16 protein-coding genes, 1 other RNA gene and 1 pseudogene are annotated in these 21,098 nt (G+C 55.4%); 10 read left to right on the top strand and 8 right to left on the bottom strand.

Translation table 11 applies throughout. From position 1 onward, the window contains the following. Positions 1 to 14 precede the first annotated feature (14 nt). The 4 genes from glgX to NQ012_RS02565 all read left to right on the top strand — a co-directional run bounded on the left by glgX (position 15) and on the right by NQ012_RS02565 (position 8,017). Positions 15 to 1,994, top strand: a complete 1,980-nt coding sequence (glgX, locus tag NQ012_RS02580) for a glycogen debranching protein GlgX (RefSeq protein WP_257065977.1) — start codon at positions 15 to 17, stop codon at positions 1,992 to 1,994. Next, positions 1,991 to 3,352: a glucose-1-phosphate adenylyltransferase gene (gene glgC / locus NQ012_RS02575; protein WP_257065976.1), complete on the top strand. Its 1,362-nt coding sequence runs from the start codon at positions 1,991 to 1,993 to the stop codon at positions 3,350 to 3,352. Before glgX ends, glgC begins: the two co-directional genes overlap by 4 nt. Before the next feature lie 329 nt (positions 3,353 to 3,681). Further along, positions 3,682 to 5,127: a glycogen synthase GlgA gene (glgA, locus tag NQ012_RS02570; RefSeq protein WP_257065975.1), complete on the top strand. Its 1,446-nt coding sequence runs from the start codon at positions 3,682 to 3,684 to the stop codon at positions 5,125 to 5,127. Positions 5,128 to 5,536: 409 nt separating this feature from the next. Next, a complete protein-coding gene (locus NQ012_RS02565) occupies positions 5,537 to 8,017 on the top strand; it encodes a glycogen/starch/alpha-glucan phosphorylase (protein WP_257065974.1) in 2,481 nt (826 codons plus the stop codon). A gap of 275 nt (positions 8,018 to 8,292) precedes the next feature. On the opposite strand, the gene NQ012_RS02560 is transcribed toward NQ012_RS02565, so the two are convergent. The 3 genes from NQ012_RS02560 to NQ012_RS02550 all read right to left on the bottom strand — a co-directional run bounded on the left by NQ012_RS02560 (position 8,293) and on the right by NQ012_RS02550 (position 11,693). After that, positions 8,293 to 9,258, bottom strand: a complete 966-nt coding sequence (locus NQ012_RS02560) for a tRNA dihydrouridine synthase (protein WP_257066023.1) — start codon at positions 9,256 to 9,258, stop codon at positions 8,293 to 8,295. A 207-nt stretch (positions 9,259 to 9,465) separates the two neighbouring features. Next, positions 9,466 to 10,347, bottom strand: coding sequence for a carbohydrate kinase family protein (locus NQ012_RS02555; RefSeq protein WP_257065973.1), 882 nt, complete (start codon positions 10,345 to 10,347; stop codon positions 9,466 to 9,468). Beyond that, positions 10,347 to 11,693, bottom strand: a complete 1,347-nt coding sequence (locus NQ012_RS02550; protein ID WP_257065970.1) for a sugar porter family MFS transporter — start codon at positions 11,691 to 11,693, stop codon at positions 10,347 to 10,349. The genes NQ012_RS02555 and NQ012_RS02550 overlap by 1 nt, the downstream gene beginning before the upstream one ends. Positions 11,694 to 12,173: 480 nt before the next feature. Between NQ012_RS02550 and NQ012_RS02545 the strand changes: the two genes are divergently transcribed. Further along, the gene (locus NQ012_RS02545; RefSeq protein WP_257065968.1) at positions 12,174 to 12,956 is read left to right on the top strand and encodes a formate/nitrite transporter family protein; all 783 of its coding nucleotides are present in this window, start codon (positions 12,174 to 12,176) and stop codon (positions 12,954 to 12,956) included. Between the two features lie 38 nt (positions 12,957 to 12,994). Here NQ012_RS02545 and NQ012_RS13040 read toward each other — a convergent pair. Continuing rightward, positions 12,995 to 13,125 (bottom strand): annotated as a pseudogene (locus NQ012_RS13040) (lipoprotein signal peptidase). A gap of 100 nt (positions 13,126 to 13,225) precedes the next feature. Between NQ012_RS13040 and ispF the strand changes: the two are divergent. From ispF to NQ012_RS02530, 3 genes are all read left to right on the top strand, one after another. Then, positions 13,226 to 13,705: a 2-C-methyl-D-erythritol 2,4-cyclodiphosphate synthase gene (gene ispF / locus NQ012_RS02540; protein ID WP_257065966.1), complete on the top strand. Its 480-nt coding sequence runs from the start codon at positions 13,226 to 13,228 to the stop codon at positions 13,703 to 13,705. Positions 13,706 to 13,791: 86 nt separating this feature from the next. Continuing rightward, positions 13,792 to 14,457, top strand: coding sequence for a ribose-5-phosphate isomerase RpiA (gene rpiA / locus NQ012_RS02535; protein ID WP_257065965.1), 666 nt, complete (start codon positions 13,792 to 13,794; stop codon positions 14,455 to 14,457). A gap of 219 nt (positions 14,458 to 14,676) precedes the next feature. Next, entirely contained in the window at positions 14,677 to 15,870 is a 1,194-nt protein-coding gene (locus tag NQ012_RS02530) for an amino acid aminotransferase (protein ID WP_257065963.1), read from the top strand. A gap of 96 nt (positions 15,871 to 15,966) precedes the next feature. Here NQ012_RS02530 and NQ012_RS02525 read toward each other — a convergent pair whose 3' ends face one another. The 4 genes from NQ012_RS02525 to NQ012_RS02510 form a co-directional block, all read right to left on the bottom strand. Continuing rightward, the gene (locus NQ012_RS02525) at positions 15,967 to 16,962 is read right to left on the bottom strand and encodes a cytochrome d ubiquinol oxidase subunit II (RefSeq protein WP_257065962.1); all 996 of its coding nucleotides are present in this window, start codon (positions 16,960 to 16,962) and stop codon (positions 15,967 to 15,969) included. Between the two features lie 2 nt (positions 16,963 to 16,964). Then, complete coding sequence (locus NQ012_RS02520; RefSeq protein ID WP_257065961.1) at positions 16,965 to 18,311, bottom strand: cytochrome ubiquinol oxidase subunit I; 1,347 nt, start codon at positions 18,309 to 18,311, stop codon at positions 16,965 to 16,967. Positions 18,312 to 18,704: 393 nt separating this feature from the next. Further along, positions 18,705 to 19,196 (bottom strand): DUF456 domain-containing protein, encoded by a 492-nt coding sequence (locus NQ012_RS02515; protein ID WP_257065960.1) that lies wholly within the window; start codon positions 19,194 to 19,196, stop codon positions 18,705 to 18,707. Positions 19,197 to 19,378: 182 nt separating this feature from the next. After that, on the bottom strand, positions 19,379 to 19,879 hold the full coding sequence (locus NQ012_RS02510) for a DUF1841 family protein (protein WP_257065958.1): 501 nt from the start codon (positions 19,877 to 19,879) through the stop codon (positions 19,379 to 19,381). Between the two features lie 272 nt (positions 19,880 to 20,151). On the opposite strand from NQ012_RS02510, the gene ssrA reads away from it, so the two are divergent. Both ssrA and NQ012_RS02500 read left to right on the top strand, forming a co-directional pair. Further along, positions 20,152 to 20,515: a transfer-messenger RNA gene (gene ssrA / locus NQ012_RS02505) on the top strand. A gap of 213 nt (positions 20,516 to 20,728) precedes the next feature. Then, positions 20,729 to 20,935 (top strand): (2Fe-2S)-binding protein, encoded by a 207-nt coding sequence (locus NQ012_RS02500; protein WP_085365983.1) that lies wholly within the window; start codon positions 20,729 to 20,731, stop codon positions 20,933 to 20,935. The last annotated feature ends 163 nt before the right edge of the window (positions 20,936 to 21,098 follow it).

Raw genomic sequence — 21,098 nt, 5'->3', positions numbered from 1 at the left:
AAGAGTTAAACCCAGTGAACACCCTTTCAGACGGCCTGCCATACCCGATGGGCGCCACCGTTCAAGCAAACGGCACCAATTTCGCGCTGTTTTCTTCGCACGCCGATAAGGTGGAGCTGTGCCTGTTCGACGAAAACGGCGGCGAAACCCGTTTGCCCCTGCCTGCCCGCAGCGGCCATATCTGGCACGGTTTTGCCGAAGGCGTGGGGGCGGGGCAGCATTACGGCTACCGCGTGTACGGCAGCGGCCATGCCGCGTCGGGGCTGTTTTTCAACCCGCAGAAACTGCTGCTCGACCCCTATGCGAAAGCGGTGGCGGGCACGGCGCATTACCGCAATGAGGCCGAGCTGGCGTGGTTCCGCTACGACGATGTGCGCGACAATGCCGCCGTTGCGCCCAAAAGCGTGGTAACGGTTGAGGGCGGGTTCGACTGGCAGGGCGATGTGCGCCCTAACGTGCCGTGGGCCAAAACCGTGATTTACGAAGCCCATGTAAAAGGGCTGACCAAACTGATGCCCGGTTTGCCGGATGCCGGCACCTATGCCGCGCTGGCCGACAAACAAGTGATAGGCCGTCTGAAAGATTTGGGCGTTACCGCGGTGGAGCTGCTGCCCGTGCACCTGCACCTCGACGAATACCACCTGCAAAAACGCGGTTTGGTCAATTATTGGGGCTACAACACCTATTCGCATTTCGCCGTCGAGCCGCGCTACGCCGCCAACCCGCAAGATGCGGCAAACGAATTGCGCCGCGCAGTCAAAGCCCTGCATGCGGCGGACATCGAAGTGATTTTAGACGTGGTGTACAACCACACCGCCGAGCAGGATTTGGAAACGGGGCTGATGCTGTGCCAGCGCGGCATCGACGGCCCGGCCTGGTATTGGCTGACCTGTAACGGCTACTGCAACTGGACGGGCTGCGGCAACACCCTGCAAGTGTCGCAAACCCACGTTACCCGCTGGGTGATGGACAGCCTGCGTTATTGGGCGGAAGAATTCCATATCGACGGCTTCCGCTTCGATTTGGGCGCGGTGCTGGGGCGCGAGCCTGATTTCCACACCTACGGGCGTTTTTTCCAAGCCGTGGCGCAAGACCCGGTGCTGGTGGGGCGCAAACTGATTGCCGAGCCGTGGGACATCGGCGGCGAAGGCTACCGGCTGGGGCAGTTTCCCTATCCGTTTGCCGAATGGAACGACCGCTTCCGCGACGATATGCGCGCGTTTTGGGTGCACGAGAGCGGCAATCTCGGCGCGTTTGCCGAGCGGCTGGCCGGCTCTTCCGACATTTTCAGGCACAGCGGCAAACGCCCCTCGGCAGGCGTAAACTTCATTACCGCCCACGACGGCTTCACCCTGCGCGATTTGCTCAGCTACAACCACAAACACAACGAAGCCAACGGCGAAGACAACCGCGACGGCCACAGCCATAATTTGAGCTGGAACCACGGCGTAGAAGGCGAAACCCTGCAAGCGCAGGTGCTCGAAGCGCGCACCTATGCCGCCAAAGCCCTGCTCGCCTCGCTGCTGCTGGCCAACGGCACGCCCATGCTGCTGGGCGGCGACGAGTTCGGCAACAGCCAGCGCGGCAACAACAACGGTTATTGCCAGGATAACGAAACCACCTGGCTCGATTGGGCCGGCCGCGATGAAGATTTGGAACACTACGTGCAAAGCCTGCTGGCGCTGCGCCGCGAAATCGGCCTGTTGGGCGAAGACGCGTGGTGGGACACGGAGCGCGTGCGCTGGCTGGTTTCAGACGGCCGCGAAATGAACAGCCGCGATTGGGAAAACCGCGAAACCAAGTCGTTGCAGGTATTAATCGATAATAAGTGGCTGTTGGCGGTTAACGCCAAACGCAGCCCGCAAACATACGTCTTGCCGCAAGGAGAATGGGTTTGCCGCCTCGCACCGGCGCAGGCCCGCATTGACCACGCCAAATGTACCGTGCCGAATATGGGCATTTGGATTTTTTCACAAATTGGAGAAGCTTTATGAATGCCCACAAAGAGAAACCCCTGTCTTATGAGCCTGAACGTATGCTGCACAACACTGACATCGCCAAAAACACCCTCGTGCTGATTCTGGCCGGCGGCCGCGGTTCGCGCCTGTATGAAATGACCGACCGCCGTTCCAAACCCGCCGTTTATTTCGGCGGCAACTGGCGTATCATCGACTTTACTTTGTCGAACTGTTTGAATTCCAATCTGCTCAGAATCGGCGTACTTACCCAATACGAAGCCCACTCGCTGCTGCGCCACCTCCAGCACGCCTGGTCGTTTATGCCGCGCGAGCGCGGCCAGTTCGTCGATATGCTGCCTGCGCGCCAGCAGATCGACGAGAGTATGTGGTACCGCGGCACCGCCGACGCCGTTTGGCAGAACGTGCTGATTATGAAAGAGCACTACAAGCCCAAATACGTGCTGATTCTCGCCGGCGACCACATCTATAAAATGGACTATATGCAGATGCTGCGCGACCACATTTACAGCGGCGCCAAATGCACCGTGGGCTGTATCGAAGTGAAGCGCAGCGAGGCCAAAGAGTTCGGCATTATGGCCGTGAATGAAAGCCTCAAAGTACAGGAATTCGTTGAAAAACCCGCCGACCCGCCCGCCATGCGCGAAAAACCCGACCATTCGCTCGCCTCGATGGGCATTTATGTGTTCGATGCCGACTATCTCTATCAGGCGCTTGAAGAGGAAGTGGTGAATGAAAACACCCACCACGATTTCGGCAAAGACGTAATTCCGCGCGCGCTCGAAGACGGCGTGCTCTATGCCCACCCGTTCGAGCGTTCGTGCATGGGGCGCAACGCCGAGGGCAGCATCTACTGGCGCGACGTCGGCACGCTCGACAGCTACTGGCGCGCCCATATGGACTTGGTAACCGAACACCCGCAGCTCAACCTGTTCGACCGCAACTGGCCGGTTATCGGCCTGCCCACCCAGCCGATGCCGACCAAGTTTTTCTATAAAGACCGCAATTGCCGCACGCTCGACAACTCGCTCGTCAGCGGCGGCTGCCTGATTACCGATGCCCAAATCAGCTCGTCGGTGCTGTTCGACCGCGTAACCGTCAACGAAGATTCGGTGATTGATTCCGCCGTGATCCTGCCGGGCGTGTATATCGGCAGAAACTGCCATCTGAAAAACTGCATCATCGAGCGCAACTGCGTGATTCCCGACGGCATGAAAATCGGCATCGATCCCGAAGAAGACGCCAAACGCTTCCGCATCAGCTCCAGCGGCGAAGTGGTGCTGGTTACGCCCGCGATGCTGGAAAGGCTGGCGCTGGAAGAAAAAACCAAAGCCGCCGTGCAGGAACAGGTGGAAAAAGGCGATTATTTGATTTAAACGGTTTTCAGACGGCCTTTAAACATTTAAAAGCATTAAGGCCGTCTGAAACCCCGCAAACCGATATAGTAAATCCACTTACTCCGTTACGGCGTTGCTGCGCCTTAGCTCAAAGAGAACGATTTTGTAAGCCGCTAAAGCGGCAACAGAATCGGTTCCGTACTATTTGTACTGTCTGCGGCTTGCTGCCTTGTACTGAAGTAATTGGATTCACTATAAAACAGATTGCGCGCCGGCGGCAGCCTTAATTTGAACAGCAGGCCGTCTGAAAAAAATTTACCGCTTCACAGAATTATTTTTCATCGTTTATTGTTAACAGGAATTGCAATATGAAAATCCTCCACGCAACTTCCGAGTTGTATCCCCTCATCAAAACCGGTGGCCTGGCCGATGTGCTGGGATCGCTGCCGTTTGCGCAGAAAGCGCTGGGACACGACGCGCGCGCGGTGCTGCCGTATTACCGCCATGTGCGCGATTTGCTGCCCGATGCCGCATTGGTGGCCGAGCGCGACACCTTCGGCGGCCATATCGCCGTGCGTTACGCCGAATACAACGGTTTGGGGCTGTATCTCATCGATGCCCCCCACCTTTACGACCGTCCCGGCAACCCCTACCACAACGAGCATTATTTCGATTATGCCGACAACGTGATCCGTTTCGCCGTTTTGGGCTGGGCCGCCGCCGCGCTGGCCACCGGCCTCGACGAAGTGTGGGGCAAGGCCGACATCCTGCACGCGCACGACTGGCAGGCCGGTCTCGCGCCCGCCTATCTCAATGCGTGGAACGCCTATATTAAAAGCGTGTTCACCATCCACAACATCGCCTATCAGGGTATGTTCCAATCGAAACACTTGGGCGAAGTCGGGCTGCCGTGGGAAATGTTCCATGTGGACGGCGTGGAGTTCCACGGTCAAATTTCGTTTTTGAAAGCCGGCCTGTTTTACGCCGACCACGTTACCACCGTCAGCCCCACCTATGCCGACGAAATCACCCGCGAGCCGGCGGCCAACGGTATGTCCGGCCTGCTCTATACCCGCAAACAGGAAGGCCGTTTGAGCGGCGTGCTCAACGGTGTGGACGATAAGGTTTGGAACCCGCAAACCGATACCGCATTGGCCAAAACCTTCCATCCCAAAGCCATGCAGGGCAAAAAAGCCGATAAAAAGGCCGTTCAGGCGTTTTTCGGTTTGAATGACGACGATAAAGCCATGCTCACCGTGATGGTTTCGCGTCTCACGCCGCAAAAGGGCGCCGATTTTCTGCTCGAATCGCTGCATGAAAAACTGCCCGCCAACCCTGATTTGCAGTTTGCCCTCTTGGGCAGCGGCGCACCCGAGATGGAGCAGGCGTTTGTGCGGCTGGCCGAGCAATATCCGCAGCAGGTCGGCGTGTATATCGGCTATAACGAAGAGCTGGCTCACCAGCTTATCGGCGGCGGCGACGTGATTGTGATTCCCAGCCGTTTCGAGCCTTGCGGCCTCACCCAGCTCTACGGCCTGAAATACGGCACGCTGCCCTTGGTGCGCCGCACCGGCGGGCTGGCCGACACCGTGGTGCGAACCGATGAAGAAACGCTGAAAAGCAAAACCGCCACCGGCTTCGTGTTCGACGACCCGACCGCAGGCTCATTGGGCGGCGCGCTCGAAAACGCGCTTTCGCTGTGGCGCAAACCGCGCGCCTGGTCGCCGGTGCGCCAACAGGCGATGGCGCAGGATTTCGGCTGGCACAAGGCCGCCGAGAGCTATGATGCCTGCTACCGCAGCCTGTTATCGTGAATCCGTTTAATCTGTCGCTACGGCGTTGCCGCGCCTTGTATCGAACACAACTGGATTCGCTATAGATTGATTCTTCAAAAGAAAACAAAAAACAGCGCGCCGGTTGCCCACTACCAACAGTTTCAATGTGAGATGGGTAGAATCGGCGCTTTAATAAAGGAAAACTTGTTGGAACGTTTCAGACGGCCTTACAATAATTCCGATACAACAATGATTTAAGTTTTAGGGCGTGTAGTCAGAAGGCTTGCGAAGCGGTTTTTTGAGGAAAAATCCGCAGATGCAAGGCAAAAAGCACAGCAAGATTGGACATCTTGCGAGCATTTTGAACGCCGCAGCTGCGGGTTTTAACCAAAAATACCGCCGCAACGCTTTCTGACTACACGCCCTAGCATCCCAAAAGGTTTGATTTATGATTTCCAAACTCCCCTTGCCCGAATACGAATATGCAATGCCGAAACCCGATGCCGACTTCGTGCGCCGCGCCATTGTGTACAAACTGATTTTCATCTTAGGCGTTGATCCGCGCAACGCCACACCGCAAGAATGGCTCAACGCCGCCATGTTCGCCGCCCGCGACCTGGTTACCGAAAGTTTCCTGAAAACCCGCCGCAGCCACGAAGACCACGGCAAACGCACCGTTTACTATCTCTCGATGGAATTTCTGATGGGCCGTTCGTTCGTGAACTCGCTGATTAACGAAGGCGTTTACGACGTGTTTAACGAAGCCTTCGAACAGTTGGGCTTGGATTTCGCCGATGTGTGCGAGCAGGAAGAAGACCCCGGCCTCGGCAACGGCGGCCTCGGCCGCTTGGCCGCCTGCTTCCTCGATTCGATGGCCACCCTGCGCATTCCCGCAGTCGGCTACGGTATCCGTTACCAATACGGTATGTTCAAGCAGGAAATCGTTGACGGCCAACAGGTCGAAAAACCCGACTTGTGGCTGGATCACGATATGCAGTGGCAGTTTGCCCGCCCGGCCAAACGCTATCCCGTATCGTTCGGCGGCAGAGTGTGCGGCAGCGGCAGCATCAAATATTGGGAGCCTGCCGAACACATTACCGCGCTGGCTTATGATGAAGTGATTCCCGGCTACGGCGGCAGCGTCGCCAACCCCCTGCGCCTGTGGACGGCGCACGCGGGCGACACCTTCGATTTGGCCAACTTCAACCAGGGCGACTATTTCGCCGCCATGCGCGAACAAACCCAAGACGAAAACATCTCGCGCGTGCTGTATCCCAACGATTCCACCGACACCGGCCGCGAACTGCGCCTGAAGCAGGAATATTTCTTGGTGTCGGCTTCGATTCAAGACATCATCGCCCGCCACAAATGCCGCTTCCACAACCTAAAAAACCTGGCCGACAAAGTGGTGATCCACCTTAACGACACCCACCCCGTGCTGGCGATTCCCGAGCTGATGCGCATTCTGGTTGACGAAGAAAGCATGGATTGGGAAGAAGCCTGGGGCATCAGCTGCCGCGTATTCTCCTACACCAACCACACGCTGATGAGCGAAGCGCTGGAAACTTGGACGGTAGATTTAATGGGCCGCCTGCTGCCGCGCCATCTCGACATCATTTTCGAAATCAACGAGCAGTTTCTGGATGCCCTGCGCGCCATCGGCAAAACCGATCCGGACCTTATCCGCCGCGTTTCCATCATCGACGAAGAAAACGGCCGCCGCGTGCGTATGGCCTGGCTGGCGGTAGTGGGTTCGCACCGCGTTAACGGCGTGGCCAAAATCCACTCCGACCTGATGAAAACCTCGATTTTCGCCGACTTCGCCAAAATCTTCCCCGACCGCTTCACCAACGTAACCAACGGCGTAACTCCCCGCCGCTGGATTGCCGTGGCCAACCGCCCGCTGACCAAGTTTTTGGATAAAAACCTCGGCGAGCAGGATTGGCGTCTGCACTTGGATCACCTCGCCAAACTCAACGAGTTGGTGGACGACCCCAAAGTGCAGGCCGAATTTGCCGAAGTAAAACAGGCCAACAAGCAGCGCCTGGCCGACTACATCGAAAAAGAGCTGGGCATCAAGGTTAACCCGCAGGCCATGTTCGACGTGCAGATTAAGCGCATCCACGAATACAAGCGTCAAGCCCTCAACGTGATGCACATTATCGACCGCTACAACAAAATCCTCGAAAACCCCGATGCCAACTGGCAGCCGCGCGTGTTTATCTTTGCGGGCAAAGCCGCTTCGGCCTATGTGGCTGCCAAGCGCATCATCCGCCTGATTAACGACGTGGCCAAAGTGATCAACAACGACAAACGCATCCGCGACCTGATCAAAGTGGTGTTTATCCCCAACTACAGCGTGAGCCTGGCGCAGATTATCATTCCTGCCGCCGACCTGTCGGAGCAAATCTCGCTGGCGGGCACCGAGGCTTCCGGCACCGGCAACATGAAGTTCGCCCTCAACGGCGCGCTCACCATCGGCACGCTCGACGGCGCCAACGTGGAGATTCTCGAAAAAGTGGGTAAAGACAACATCTTTATCTTCGGCAACACCGTCGAGCAGGTGGAAGCCCTGCGCCGCGAAGGCTACGATCCGTTTGTTTACCTCGAGCAAGACGGCGATCTGCGCCGCGTGATCAAACAAGTGTCCACCGGCACCTTCTCGCCCGAAGAACACGGCCGCTACAGCAATGTGATGCACGGTTTCGGCGACTACTACCAGCTCGCCGCCGATTTCCGCAGCTATATCGAAGCGCAGGCGCGCGCCGACAAACATTACAGCGACCCTGCCAAATGGCGCCGCTCGGCTCTGATCAACATCGCCAATATGGGTTACTTCTCTTCCGACCGCTCGATTCAGGATTATTGCGAAAAAATCTGGTTTATCGACCCGCTCAGCGAAGAAGAGCTGCCGAGCGAAAACCCGTAAGGCAGGTTGGTTTGCAAACAAAAGGCCGTCTGAAAAGTTTCAGACGGCCTTTTATATCAGCCGGTTTGTTTTGCAAGTTGCCCCGGCCGAGGCCTTTGCAAAATTCGTTTAGACATCTTAAAACACTTGCGTCATGCTCGGGCTTGACCCGAGCATCTTTTTGTTTTAGAAGAAAAAGAGATACTTGGGTCAAGCCCAAGCATGACGGGAATCAGGTTTTTCAGGTGGTGTTGAATTTTGCAAAGGTCTCGGCCTGAACAGGCTCGGCAAAGGTTTCAACCTTTCTGCTCCCGCTCGAATGCTTCCAAAACCTGTTTCACGTCGGCGGCTTCTTTCAGCGTGCGGATGCGTGCGAACAAGTCCTCCGCCTGCGGATAGGCGCGCTTCATCATGCCCAGCCATTGCTTCAGGCGGGCGACGGGGTATTTGTTGTTGGCTTCTTTGGCGGTGCATAAATCGAAAAACAGGTTAATCCAACCGGCTATTTCGGCAAAATCCGCTTCCTGTGTACTGCCGCTTTGTTCGTATTGCTTAATCTGCCGCGCCAAATCGGGGCGCATCACGGCTCCGCGGCCGAGCATCACGCTGTTGCAGCCGCTCACGGTTTTGATGTCGAGATAGTCTTGCAGGGTAAACACGTCGCCGTTGGCGGTAACGGGCACGTTAACGGCATCGCGGATTTTTCTTACCCACTCCCAATGTGCGGGTGGTTCGTAGCCTTCCACTTTGGTGCGGGCGTGCACGGTCAGGCCACAGGCGCCGCCTTCGGCAATGGCTGCGGCGCATTCGAGGGCGAGGGTTTTGTCTTCAAAACCCAAGCGCATTTTGGCGGTGAGGGGGATATGTGCGGGCAGGCTGCCGCGCAGGGTGCGCACGATGCGGTGAATCAGCTCCGGCTCTTTCAGCAATACCGCGCCGCCTTTGTGTTTGTTGACGGTGGGGGCGGGGCAGCCGAAATTGAGGTCGATTTTGCCGGCGCCGAAGCGTACCGCTTCCAAGGTGTTGACCGCCATATTGGCGGCATCGCTGCCCAAAAGCTGCACCGTGCAGGGCACGCCTGCGGGGGTGAGATTGCGGTTGGCGATTTCGGGGGCGTATTTCAGCCAAGTGGGGCGGGAATGTACGGTGTGCGTGATACGCACGAATTCGCTCACGCATTCGTCGAAGCCGCCGATGCGGGTTAACAGGTCGCGCATCACATCGTCAACCAAGCCCTGCATGGGCGCGAGAATAAGCTGCATATCGGAAGAGGCCGTCTGAAAAAAAAGCGTATTGTAACGCTGCGGTGTGAATATGAAACCTAAAAACTGTCCGTGCGGGCGGATAAATGCTTTCAGACGGCCGCAATAACTTGCAAAGGCTTCATCCTGATAAATTTCGCCAAGACCATAAAACAACAGCCGAAACTGGGTGCAGATTCGGCTGTTGTTTTAAAGAGAAGAAAACGTTTAAGCGGGGTGCATAAAGTTTTCAATTTCTTTCAGGCTGATTTCGGGGGTGGCGCCGTGATGCGATGCCACCAGTGCGCCCAGCGCGCAGGCGAATGAAACGGCTTCCTGCGGCGGGGTGTTGTTCAGCAGCTTGTAGGTGAGGCCGGCCAAGAAGCTGTCGCCGGAGCCTACCGTGTCGGCCACTTTGACGCGGTAGCCGCAATGGCGGTAAAGCTCGCCGTTTTCAAAATAAATCGCGCCGTGGCTGCCGAGGGTAACGCAGATGCGCGGCGTGCCGCTCAGTTTGGCGAGAAACTGGATGTTTTGCTCGATGGAATTGTGTTTGGAGCCGTAGGCTTTCGACAATTCGTATAGTTCGTCGTCGTTGAGTTTGACCAGATCGGCTTTTTTCATCATTTCGAGCAGACGGTCGGTGTCGTAGTGCGGCGGGCGCAGGTTGACGTCGAAAATTTTGAATTTGGCTTGTTCCACCAATTGTTCGAGCGTTTTGCGGGAAACTTCGTCGCGGGTGGAAAGGCTGCCGTAGATGAAGGCGTCCGACTCGGCCACGCGTTGTAGGGCGGCTTCTTCCACTTGGATTCTGTCCCACGCGCAGGGGTAAACGATTTCGTAGGACGCGCTGCCGCAGGCATCGAGATGCACTTTCACCAGGCTGGTGGCTTGGTCTTTGCACACTTGCAGCAAATCGGTGTTGACGTTTTTGCTTTCGATTTGGCGCAGCAGCTCTTCGCCGTCGGCATCGTCGCCCCTGCTGCTGATCATGCTGGTATCGACGCCGAGCGAGCGCAGGCGCACGAGCACGTTGAGCGGTGCGCCGCCGAGCACTTTCCCGCCGGGAAAGTCGTCCCATAATACTTCGCCGAAGCTGGTTACTTTCATTATGTGTTTTCCTTGATTAACGATTTAGATAGTTTTTCCAACGGCACGCCTTTGGTTTCGGGCATCAGGAAGATAACGAACAAAAGCTGCAACACCATCATGCCGGTGAAAATCATAAATACTGCGCTGGCGCCGATGGTGCCGAACAAGAAGGGAATCATGGCCGGGATGGCTGCCGCCAACACCCAGTGGGTAGAGCTGCCGAGCGACTGGCCTTGTGCGCGCAGGTGGTTGGGGAAGATTTCCGAAATAAACACCCAAATTACCGCACCTTGGCCGACGGCGTGGGCGGCGATAAACAGGAAAAACAGGAAAGGAACAATCTGGCCGCTCCAGTTTTGCAAAAATGCCAAAGAAATCAGGCCGAGCGAAATAATATAGCCGAACGAGCAGATATACATCAAGGTGCGGCGGCCGAGTTTGTCAATCAACACCAAGCCGATTAAGGTGAATACCAGATTGACCACACCTACGCCCACGCTGCTGAGCAGGGCGGCGTTTTGTTCCAAACCGGCGATTTCAAAGATGCGCGGCGCATAATACAGAAAAGCGTTGATGCCTGAGAATTGGTTGAAAAAGGCAATCAGAAAAGCCAGCAGAACGATAAAGCGGTATTTGGGCTGCCAAATGCTTTCGCTGTTATGAGAGGCTTCTTCTTTGCCCGCTTCGATCAAGCCGCTGATGTCGCGTTGGGGGTCGATTTTTTGCAGCACTTCGCGGGCTTCGTTATAACGGCCTTTCATCATCAGCCAGCGCGGCGACATCGGCACGGTGCAGACCATAACGGTATAAATCAGGGCAGGCAGGGCTTCGATACCGATCATCCAGCGCCACGCCATGTCGCCCAGCCCCATATTGGCGAACGCATAGTTGGATAAGAATGCCACCAAAATACCGAATACGATATTGAATTGATACATGGCCACCAAACGGCCGCGTTTTTCGGCGGGTGCGATTTCAGACACATAGGCGGGGGCGGCAATGGTGGAGGCGCCCACGCCCAAGCCGCCGATAAAGCGGAAGAAGGCAAACGACCACGGGTCGGAAACCACCGCCGAACCGACGGCCGACACGGTGTAGAGTATGCCGATGAGAATCAGGGTTTTTTTGCGGCCCAGCGCATCGGTGGGCCAGCCGCCGAACAGTGCGCCGATAACCGTGCCCCACAGGGCGGAGGCCATCACCACATTGCCGTGGAAGAGGGAAGCGCTGCCGAACAGGGTGTAGTGCCCCCACATTTCGGAAAGCGATTTTTCGGCACCTGAAATCACCACGGTGTCGAAGCCGAACAGAAAACCTGCCAGCGCCACCGTTATCGACCAGAAGAGAAGTTTAGACTGGTTCATAAAGCGTCCTTTTCTTTTGAAAATTAAAAGAATTGCCTCTGATAAAAACTGCCTGAAAGGGGCAGGCAGTGCGTGAAAAGCGCTTCTGAACCGGAGATCCGGGCAGCAACACCTTCTTAAACTTCTGTTTTTCCGGTAAGTGATCGGAGGGAGCCTGTGTGTAATATTATTATGTTCGATGTAATAAAACACAAAAATACTGGCGGCTATTATGTTTTAAAACGCAAGGGCAGGCAAGCGCGGGCGGCGGGCTTGTGGCTGAAGTTTGATTCATGGCAAAACCCTGTAAAAAACTGTCATAATTGGAGTAGGGCGGGGTGTTAAGGTTCCGTTTTGCAGCGGCGGGCAGACGGTTGGCGGCGCTAAGGTGTTGTGGCGAACGGAATGTAATTAACTTACAAAACAAATGAGCTATATCAATGAGGCCGTCTGAAATGCCGCTATAATAACGTTGTTTAATTACGCATTGCAGGTAACAGCATGAGCGATTTGTATCCCGAGCAGATTTTGCAGGCAACGGTTGAAAAAGGCGTGGCGAAGGTAAAAGGGAGCACGTTAACCTTAAGCATTTTGGGCTTTCTCGGCGGCATGTATATTTCGCTGGGCTATTTGGCCTATATCCGCGTGGTGGGCGGCATGCCGCACGATTGGGGCAGCCTGGCGGTGTTTATCGGCGCGGCAGTGTTCCCCATCGGGCTGGTGTGCATTCTGATGGGCGGCGGCGAGTTGATTACCGGCAATATGATGGTGGTGCCGGTGGCATGGCTGGCGAAGCGGATTTCGCTGGCGCAATGGGGCCGAAACTGGCTGATTGTTACGCTGGCCAATCTTGTCGGCGCTTTTTTTGTGGCGTGGTTTTTCGGCCATTATGTCGGCTTAACCGAAGGCGCGGTGTTGGAAAAAACCATTTCGGTGGCCGAGGGCAAGGTGGCGGCGGATTTCGGCCGCGCGCTGGTGTCGGGTATAGGCTGCAACTGGATGGTGTGTATGGGCGTGTGGCTTTGCTACGGCGCACACAGCTTTTCGGGCAAGATTCTGGGCATTTGGTTTCCGGTGATGATTTTCGTGCTGGTGGGCTTTCAGCACGTGGTGGCGAATATGTTTGTGATTCCCGCCGCGATTTGGGCGGGCGCCGATATTTCGTGGGCGCAGTTCGGCTGGAACATGGTGTCGGTGTATCTGGGCAACGCCATCGGCGGCGCGGTGTTTGTGGGCGCGGTGTATTTCTATGCCTACCGCGGCAAAATCGGTTTGAAGGCCTGATGCACCGTTTTGCCCGTTTCGCAGGCCGTCTGAAACTTTCAGACGGCCTGCGACCTTTGTAAAAATACCAGATGTGGATGCAGTTCAAGGCGTAGCAGCGCAGCGAACGCAGACATATCACACGATAGGCAAGTGAGCGAGCAGCGCACAACGCAGAAATGCGCCGCAGATGGTGTTTTTACAAAGGTCTCAGCCTTGTTTTGTGTACAATAACGGCTTTACTGTTTAACCGTTTTCAGGCCGTCTGAAAAACAAAAAAAGGAATGTGTATGAATATCCGCATCGGGCAGGGTTATGATGTCCACCAACTGGTCGAAGGCCGCGAACTGATTCTCGGCGGCGTGGCCATTCCGTTTGAAAAAGGGCTGCTCGGCCATTCGGATGCCGATGCGCTGCTGCACGCCGTTACCGATGCCCTGCTGGGCGCAGCGGGTTTGGGCGACATCGGCAGCCACTTTCCCGACACTGCCGCCGAATTCAAAGACGCCGACAGCCGCGTGCTGCTGCGCGCAGCCTATAAAAGCGTGCAGGCGGCGGGCTGGCGGGTGGTGAATGTGGACAGCACCATCATCGCCCAACAACCCAAACTCGCCCCGCATATCCCCGCCATGCGCGCCAACATCGCCGCCGATTTGGGCTTGAGCGAAACGGCCGTTAACATCAAAGGCAAAACCAATGAAAAATTAGGCTATCTAGGCAGGCAGGAAGGCATCGAAGCGCAGGCCGCCGTGCTGTTGCAGGCCGTCTGAACAGCGGATACTGCGCGGTTTGGTAAAAGCTGTTACTATATTTACGTAATGTTTAACCCGTTTCATTTTTTATGGAGAGAGAAAGCATGGCATCGCAAGACGAACTCAAACGCATGGCTGCCGAAAAAGCCGTGGAATTCGTAAACGAAAACGAATACATCGGCATCGGCACCGGCTCAACCGTTAATTTGTTTATCGAAGCATTGGCTAAAAGCGGTAAAAAAATCAAAGGTGCGGTTTCCACCTCGAAAGGTACTTCCGAAATGCTGGCGCGTTACGAAATCCCCGAAGTGCAGATGAACGAAGTGTCGCACCTGTCGCTTTATGTGGACGGCGCCGACGAAGTGAACCACTCGCTGCAAATGATTAAAGGCGGCGGCGGCGCGCACCTCAACGAAAAAATCGTGGCCAGCATCGCCGACAAATTCGTGTGCATCGCCGACGAAAGCAAATATGTTTCGCGTTTGGGCAAGTTTCCGCTGCCGGTGGAAGTGATTCCGATGGCGCGTTCCATGGTTTCCCGCAAATTGGTGGCTTTGGGCGGCCAGCCCGAGCTGCGCATGGGCTTCATCACCTTTAACGGCCACCAGATTGTCGATGTGCACGATCTGAACATCACCCTGCCGGTTACGCTCGAAGACGAAATCAACAAAATTCCCGGCGTGGTGGAAAACGGCCTGTTCGCCCACAACGCCGCCGACGTGCTGGTGTTGGGCACTCAGCAGGGCGCCAAAGTGATCACGCCGAACTAAAACGCAGAGATTGTTAACAACAGGCCGTCTGAAAACAGTTTTCAGACGGCCTTTCGCATATTGCCCTGCCAAGCCGGCAGCCATTGCACGCGTTTCGCCGCACTTCTGATATTTCTCAAGATTCCGGCCGTTTTGCGGTTTTCATCTTTTGTGAAAAAGCGTAAGATTAACCCTGATTTTTTCCGTAGTTTTCCTTCCACATTTCAGAAAGGTAGCATCATGTTTTTCGACAAAATCGAAGCCGCGCCGGCCGACCCGATTCTGGGTCTGGGCGAAGCATTCAAAGCCGAAACCCGCAGCAACAAAGTGAATCTGGGCATCGGCGTGTATAAAGACGCCCAAGGCAAAACCCCGATTGTGAAGGCCGTGAAAGAGGCCGAAAAACGCCTGCTGGAAACCGAAAACACCAAAAACTACCTTACCATCGACGGCGTGGCCGACTATAACGAGCAAACCCAAGTGCTGCTCTTCGGCGCCGGCAGCGAAATCATCGCTTCCAAACGCGCCAAAACCGCGCAAAGCCTGGGCGGCACCGGCGCCTTGCGCGTGGCCGCCGAATTCATCAAACGCCAAACCGGCGCCAAAAACGTGTGGATTTCCGCCCCCACCTGGCCGAACCACAACGCCATTTTCAAAGCCGTGGGCATCAATATCCGCGACTACCGCTATTACGACAAAACCACCCACGCCCTCGATTGGAACGGCCTGATTGAAGATTTGGGCCGGGCCGAAGCGGGCGACGTGGTGCTGCTGCACGGCTGCTGCCACAACCCCACCGGTATCGACCCCACGCCCGAACAATGGGAAACTTTGGCCAAAATGTCGGCCGAAAAAGGCTGGCTGCCGCTGTTCGACTTCGCCTATCAGGGCTTTGCCAACGGCTTGGAAGAAGATGCCTACGGCCTGCGCGCCTTTGCCAAACTGAATAAAGAGCTGCTGGTGGCCAGCTCTTATTCCAAAAACTTCGGCATGTATAACGAGCGCGTGGGTGCGTTTACCATCGTGGCCGCCGATACCGAAACCGCCAACCGTGCCTTCAGCCAGGTGAAATCCATTATCCGCACCCTGTATTCCAATCCCGCCTCGCACGGCGGCGCCACCGTGGCGCTGGTGCTGAAAGACGAAGCCCTGAAAGCGCAATGGATTGCCGAGCTCGACGAAATGCGCGCGCGAATCAAAGAAATGCGCCAGCAGTTTGTGGATTTGCTGAAAGAATACGGTGCAGAACAGGATTTCAGCTTTATCGTGAAACAAAACGGCATGTTTTCGTTTTCGGGCTTAAGCCCCGAACAGGTTGACCGCCTGAAAGACGAATTCGCCATCTACGCCGTGCGCAGCGGCCGCATCAACGTGGCGGGCATCACGGCCGACAATATCCGCTATCTGTGCGAAAGCATTGTGAAAGTGCTGTAAACCTGTTTCGCTTGCAATATAACAGGCCGTCTGAAAATCTTTTTCAGACGGCCTCGGTTTATTGACCATTGATAAATGGTTGGTTTGCCTGCTGTATCAGCCGTAGGTAAGCGTGGTGGCTTTGCCCCTGAACGCCCAGTAGGAGAAGATGCTGTAGGCAATGATGCACGGCACGGTGATGCCGACGCCGATCAGGGTAACCACCAGAGTGGGCACGCTGGCGGCGGCCTCCCAAACAGTGAGCTGGCCGATAACGGCATAGGGGAATACGCTGATGCCCAAGCCGAGGGCGCACAGTATCAAAGTGGCGGTTGAAAGGGCAAACGGCTGCCACACACCCTGCTGCAACACGCTTTCACGGCTGAGCAGCAGCTTGGTGCGGATCAGGCAGAATGCACTCAACAGCGGAATCGGCGCCAGCCAAAACAGGTTGGGCAGGGTGAACCAGCGCTGGAAAATGCTGCCGCTCACAAACGGCGTGGCCAGCGAAATCAGCAGCAGGCAGCCCACCACCGGCCACCAGGCCTGGTTGGCCCATTTGCGCGCTTTTTGCTGCAACTCACCTTCGGTTTTGGCAATCAGCCAGCAGGCGGCAAGCAGCACATAAACCGCCGGCACGGTGGCCATGATGCCGAGCGAAAACAGATAATCCACAGGATGCGTGCCGAAGGCGGTAACGTAACGGCCGAGCATCCAGCCTTGCGTGAGCGCCATGCCGGCCGAGCCGAGCATAAAGGCGATGTTCCACAAATCTTTATGGTTGTCGTCGGCCTTTACGCGGAAGTCGAACGCAGCGCCGCGCACAATCACGGAAAACAGCATAAAGGTAACGGGCAGGTAGAGATGGCCCAAAATGATGTTGTGCGCTTTGGGGAACACGATAAACAGCACGCCCACGCCCAGCACCAGCCAGGTTTCGTTGGCATCCCAAAACGGGCCGATCGAGCCGACCATCACGTTTTGCTCGTCGGCCTTGGCGCGCGGCATCAGCATACCCACGCCCAGGTCGAAACCGTCGAGCACCACATACACGGTCATCACGAAACCGAGTAAGCCCAAAAATACGAGGGGCAGCCAGTAATTCCAGTCCATTATCATTTCTCCGCTTTCAGACGGCCTGTTTCGTGCGCATCATGCTCGGGGTGTTCGGCCATATATTTCAAAACCATGATATAAGAGAGCAGCATGGCGCTGTATAACACCAGATACATCACCAACGTGAGACCGATGTTTTCAGACGGCACCATTTTGGTTACCGCATCTTCGGTGCGCAGCACGCCGTATACCAGAAACGGTTGGCGGCCGATTTCGGTAACATACCAGCCCGCAAGCGTGGCCAGCCAGCCCGAAAACGTCATGCCGGCAAAGGTGTAGAGCAGCCATTTGGGCAACTGCTGCGGCTGCCAGCGGGTTTTGCGAAAACGGTACCAGCCGTACCAGCTCACCAGCAGCATCAGCACGCCCACGCCCACCATCACGCGGAAGGCGAAAAACACCGGCGCAACGGGCGGTTTGTCGGCAAATTCGCTCAAGCCTTTGATTTCGCCGTCCATAGTGTGGGTGAGAATCAGCGAGCCGAGATAAGGCACTTTCACCGCATAATCGGTTTCTTGGGTTTCTTCGTTCGGCCAGCCGATTAAGGTGAGCGGCACCGGTTTTTCGGTATGCCACACCGCTTCGATGGCGGCCAGTTTGGCCGGCTGGTATTTATGCGTGTTCAAACCGTGTGCGTCGCCGGCAAACACTTGCAGCACAATGGCGACGGCGGCAACGGTGAGGCCGGTTTTCAACACTTTCGGCGTGGCGCTGTTGGCGGTTTTTTTCAATATCTGCCAAGCCGACAAACCGATAATCAAAAACGAAGCGGTCAGCGCCGAAGCCAGCAGCTTGTGGGACAAACGGTAGGGGAACGAAGGGTTGAAAATCACTTCGAGCCAGTTTTTCACATGAATCACGCCTTCGGCGTCTATCCAATGGCCCTGCGGCGTCTGCATCCACGAATCCAGCGCCAGAATCCAAAACGCCGAAATCGACGTGCCGATGGCAACGATGGTGGAGGCGGTCATGTGCACCTTTTGGCTGACCCGTTCGCGGCCGAACAGCATGATGCCGAGAAAGCCCGCTTCCAAAAAGAAAGCGGTCAGCACTTCATAGCCGAGCAGGGGGCCGGCGATATTGCCCGCCTTTTCCATAAAGCCCGGCCAGTTGGTGCCGAACTGGAAGCTCATGGTTACACCCGATACCACGCCGAGCGCAAAGGTAATGGCGAAAACTTTCGTCCAAAAACGGTAGGCGGCCAGCCAGCCCGCATCCCCCGTTTTGCCGGCTTTGTAACGGAAATACACCACAAACCAAGCCAGTGCGATATTGATCACCGGAAAGAGGATGTGGAAACTGATGTTCACCGCAAACTGTATGCGGCTGAGGATTAAAGCGTCCATAAAAATTCTCTATGTATTAGTACAAAATATGTTTTGTACCGTGTATTAAATAGATGTAGGCAGACGTTGTCAAGGTTGCCGCGCCAAACAACCAAATCATTTCAGACGGCCTCAAACCGGATAAGTTGCAGAAAACAGCCTGCCGAAAAGCAGGCCGAATCGGAAGCAGGCGTGTGCAAGGGCGGATTGTACATCCGCCCGTTCGCGGTATAAATCAAAGCAAATGTAAAACCGCTGCTGCGCGCCTATAGCTAACCCGCCCACTTAGTAACCGTTGTGCCATACCCGGGCTTGACCCGAATATCTCCTTTTCTTAAAAATTTCTGAAACCCAAAAAAGATACTCGGGCCAAGCCCGAGTATGACGTGTGTTCTTTTTATCTCTGTCCGGCACTTATTGGAACAGGCTGATTATGCCCATCACCGCTAACGTGAACACGATGGTGAGTGCACAGCCCACTTTGGCAATCACGCCCACGATAAAGCCGGCAAACGTGCCCAAGCTCACTTTTCCGGCCGACCACAAATCCTTGCGCGCCCAAAATTCGCCTACGCCCGCGCCGATTAAGGGGCCGAGCAGCAAGCCGGGCAGCGAGAAAAACGCTCCGACGATGCCGCCGATCAGTGCGCCCCAAATGGCGGTTTTGCTGGCGCCGGTGAATTTCGCGCCCAGCATACCGGCTACATAGTCGGTGGCCATGCCCAAGGCGGCAACGATGCCGAGAAAAATCAGCGTGTTGGTGCCGATGATTTGATAACCGTCGGCATGGGCCAGCAGCCACGCACCGGCAAACATCAGCCCGAGGCCGGGAATGGCGGGATAAATCGTGCCGAGCAGGCCGACGAGCAGGGCAATCAAACCGAGCGTGATTAAAATAGCGGTCATGAAGTTCTTTCTTAAACAAAGAGATAAGTAAAAAATAAGCAGGCCGTCTGAAATACGGGCGGGTTCGGTTTTTTCAGACGGCTTGGTTTCCGATGGCGGCGCGGACAATATGGCCGCAATCATGCAGATAATCAAGCCGGAAACGGCATAATCTGTGAGGCCGTCTGAAAACCTTTCAGCGATTAACCGCGTTCGCTGATTTTGTCGGACAACCCCACTTCGTGCGGATTGATGCGCGCCTGATCTTCCTGGCCCAGACCCACCAGCTTGCGCAGGCGCATCATATAGGCGTTAACGTCCAGCCCGCGGCCGAAACGCTGCGCCTCCCAAATCGTTTCCGCCAGCGCGTCGGCCATTTCGTGTTCGGCCCGCACCCAGTCGCCGTGTTTGGCGCACAACTGCTCGTGTATCGCGCGGATACCGGGCGGCTGGTCGATGGCGGCCTGCTCTTGCAGCGAAAGGTGCAGCGACATATGCAGAAACGGGTTGCTTTCGCCTTCTGCGGGCGTCCAGTTTTTGTCGAGGTAGTCGTCGATATTTTCCAAATAGCGGTGGTATTCGGGGTGTGCTTCGATAATCCGCAACGCTTTCTGCTGCAAGGCATCCAGCTGTAAGGGAAGCAGGCGCTGCCGCCACACTTCGGCAAAAAAGCGGCGCACATCGTGTGTGTTGACGTCATACATAAAATTTTGCCCGTATTGTTTTTCAGACGGCCATTATAGTGGATTCAATTAATTTTCGGTACGAGGCAGCAAGCCGCAGACAGTACGGATAGTACGGAACCGATTCTGTTGCCGCTTTAGCGGCTTACAAAATCGTTCTCTTTGAGCTAAGGCGCAGCAACGCTGTAACGAAAGTTAAGTGGATTCACTATATAACCGATAAGGCCGTCTGAAAAGAAAAAGCGGCGCTGGCAATTTATGCCTTAACTGCGTATAATCCGCCTTTCCTATCTGGGGGCGATCTTGGTTTCGACGGGGGTTGCGAAGCAGATGCGGGCATACCGGGGTCTCAGATTCCCGTAAAACACTGAACCAAAATAGTCGCAAACGACGAAACTTACGCTTTAGCCGCTTAAGGCTAGCCGTTGCAGCAGTCGGCCGATGGGCTGTGTAGGGTAACACCTACGGCAACGTCATCTTACATTGGCTGGTTTTCTGTCGGGTTACTTGGCAGGAAATAAGATTTAAGGTAACTGGCTTCCAAACAGCCCGTCTGCCGGCGGAATGGGGGCAAGATTCCAAATAGGCAAGACTAAGTATGTAGAACGCTTTGTAGAGGGCTTTCGGACGGGGGTTCAATTCCCCCCGCCTCCACCAGTATGTCCGGCCTGGAAACCACACTTCGGTTTTCGGGCTTTTTCTTTTTCGTTCATTCGGTTAGGGCGTTATTTCTGTTTTTGCCAACCAATATTTTCACTATTTCGGTAATTTACAATTGCTATGCTTGCAATGCGAACCGTTTTTATTTATATTTGCACCTAATAATAAAACTAACTCTCATTCGAGAAGCACAAAACAAGGAGCACGAAAATGTTTGTCTGCATCTGCAACGCCATTACCGACCGCCAAATCCAAGAAACCGTTGCCGCCGGTGCCAGCAGCCTGAGCGATTTGCAGGCGCAGTTGGGCGTCGCCACTTGTTGCGGTTGTTGCAGCGATTTGGCCGCCTCTTATTTAACCGGCAGCAGCGCCCAAGGCCAGAGCACGGTTACTGCGGGCATTAACGTGCAAAGTTGATTTTATTGGTTTTATTCTGATAACAGGCCGTCTGAAAATATTTTCAGACGGCCTGTTTGCTTTTGTACAATGTTCCTGCATTTTCAAACTTTTCACGTCATACTCGGGTCAAGCCCGAGTATGACGCGGGGGAGGGGGAAGATGGCTGCGTGAATTTTGCAAG

The sequence above is a fragment of the Neisseria dentiae genome, from assembly GCF_024580525.1.
Lineage (GTDB): Bacteria > Pseudomonadota > Gammaproteobacteria > Burkholderiales > Neisseriaceae > Neisseria > Neisseria dentiae_A.
Note: the sequence above shows the minus strand (reverse complement) of the source record. Positions and strands in the feature narration are given on the sequence as shown.

Bases quoted from the DNA above. Each gene is read 5' to 3' on its own strand.
- glgC (WP_257065976.1), top strand. From the start codon at position 1,991: ATGAATGCCCACAAAGAGAAACCCCTGTCTTATGAGCCTGAACGTATG.
- glgA (WP_257065975.1), top strand. From the start codon at position 3,682: ATGAAAATCCTCCACGCAACTTCCGAGTTGTATCCCCTCATCAAAACC.
- NQ012_RS02565 (WP_257065974.1), top strand. From the start codon at position 5,537: ATGATTTCCAAACTCCCCTTGCCCGAATACGAATATGCAATGCCGAAA.
- NQ012_RS02560 (WP_257066023.1), bottom strand. From the start codon at position 9,258: ATGCAGCTTATTCTCGCGCCCATGCAGGGCTTGGTTGACGATGTGATG.
- NQ012_RS02555 (WP_257065973.1), bottom strand. From the start codon at position 10,347: ATGAAAGTAACCAGCTTCGGCGAAGTATTATGGGACGACTTTCCCGGC.
- NQ012_RS02550 (WP_257065970.1), bottom strand. From the start codon at position 11,693: ATGAACCAGTCTAAACTTCTCTTCTGGTCGATAACGGTGGCGCTGGCA.
- NQ012_RS02545 (WP_257065968.1), top strand. From the start codon at position 12,174: ATGAGCGATTTGTATCCCGAGCAGATTTTGCAGGCAACGGTTGAAAAA.
- ispF (WP_257065966.1), top strand. From the start codon at position 13,226: ATGAATATCCGCATCGGGCAGGGTTATGATGTCCACCAACTGGTCGAA.
- rpiA (WP_257065965.1), top strand. From the start codon at position 13,792: ATGGCATCGCAAGACGAACTCAAACGCATGGCTGCCGAAAAAGCCGTG.
- NQ012_RS02530 (WP_257065963.1), top strand. From the start codon at position 14,677: ATGTTTTTCGACAAAATCGAAGCCGCGCCGGCCGACCCGATTCTGGGT.
- NQ012_RS02525 (WP_257065962.1), bottom strand. From the start codon at position 16,962: ATGGACTGGAATTACTGGCTGCCCCTCGTATTTTTGGGCTTACTCGGT.
- NQ012_RS02520 (WP_257065961.1), bottom strand. From the start codon at position 18,311: ATGGACGCTTTAATCCTCAGCCGCATACAGTTTGCGGTGAACATCAGT.
- NQ012_RS02515 (WP_257065960.1), bottom strand. From the start codon at position 19,196: ATGACCGCTATTTTAATCACGCTCGGTTTGATTGCCCTGCTCGTCGGC.
- NQ012_RS02510 (WP_257065958.1), bottom strand. From the start codon at position 19,879: ATGTATGACGTCAACACACACGATGTGCGCCGCTTTTTTGCCGAAGTG.
- NQ012_RS02500 (WP_085365983.1), top strand. From the start codon at position 20,729: ATGTTTGTCTGCATCTGCAACGCCATTACCGACCGCCAAATCCAAGAA.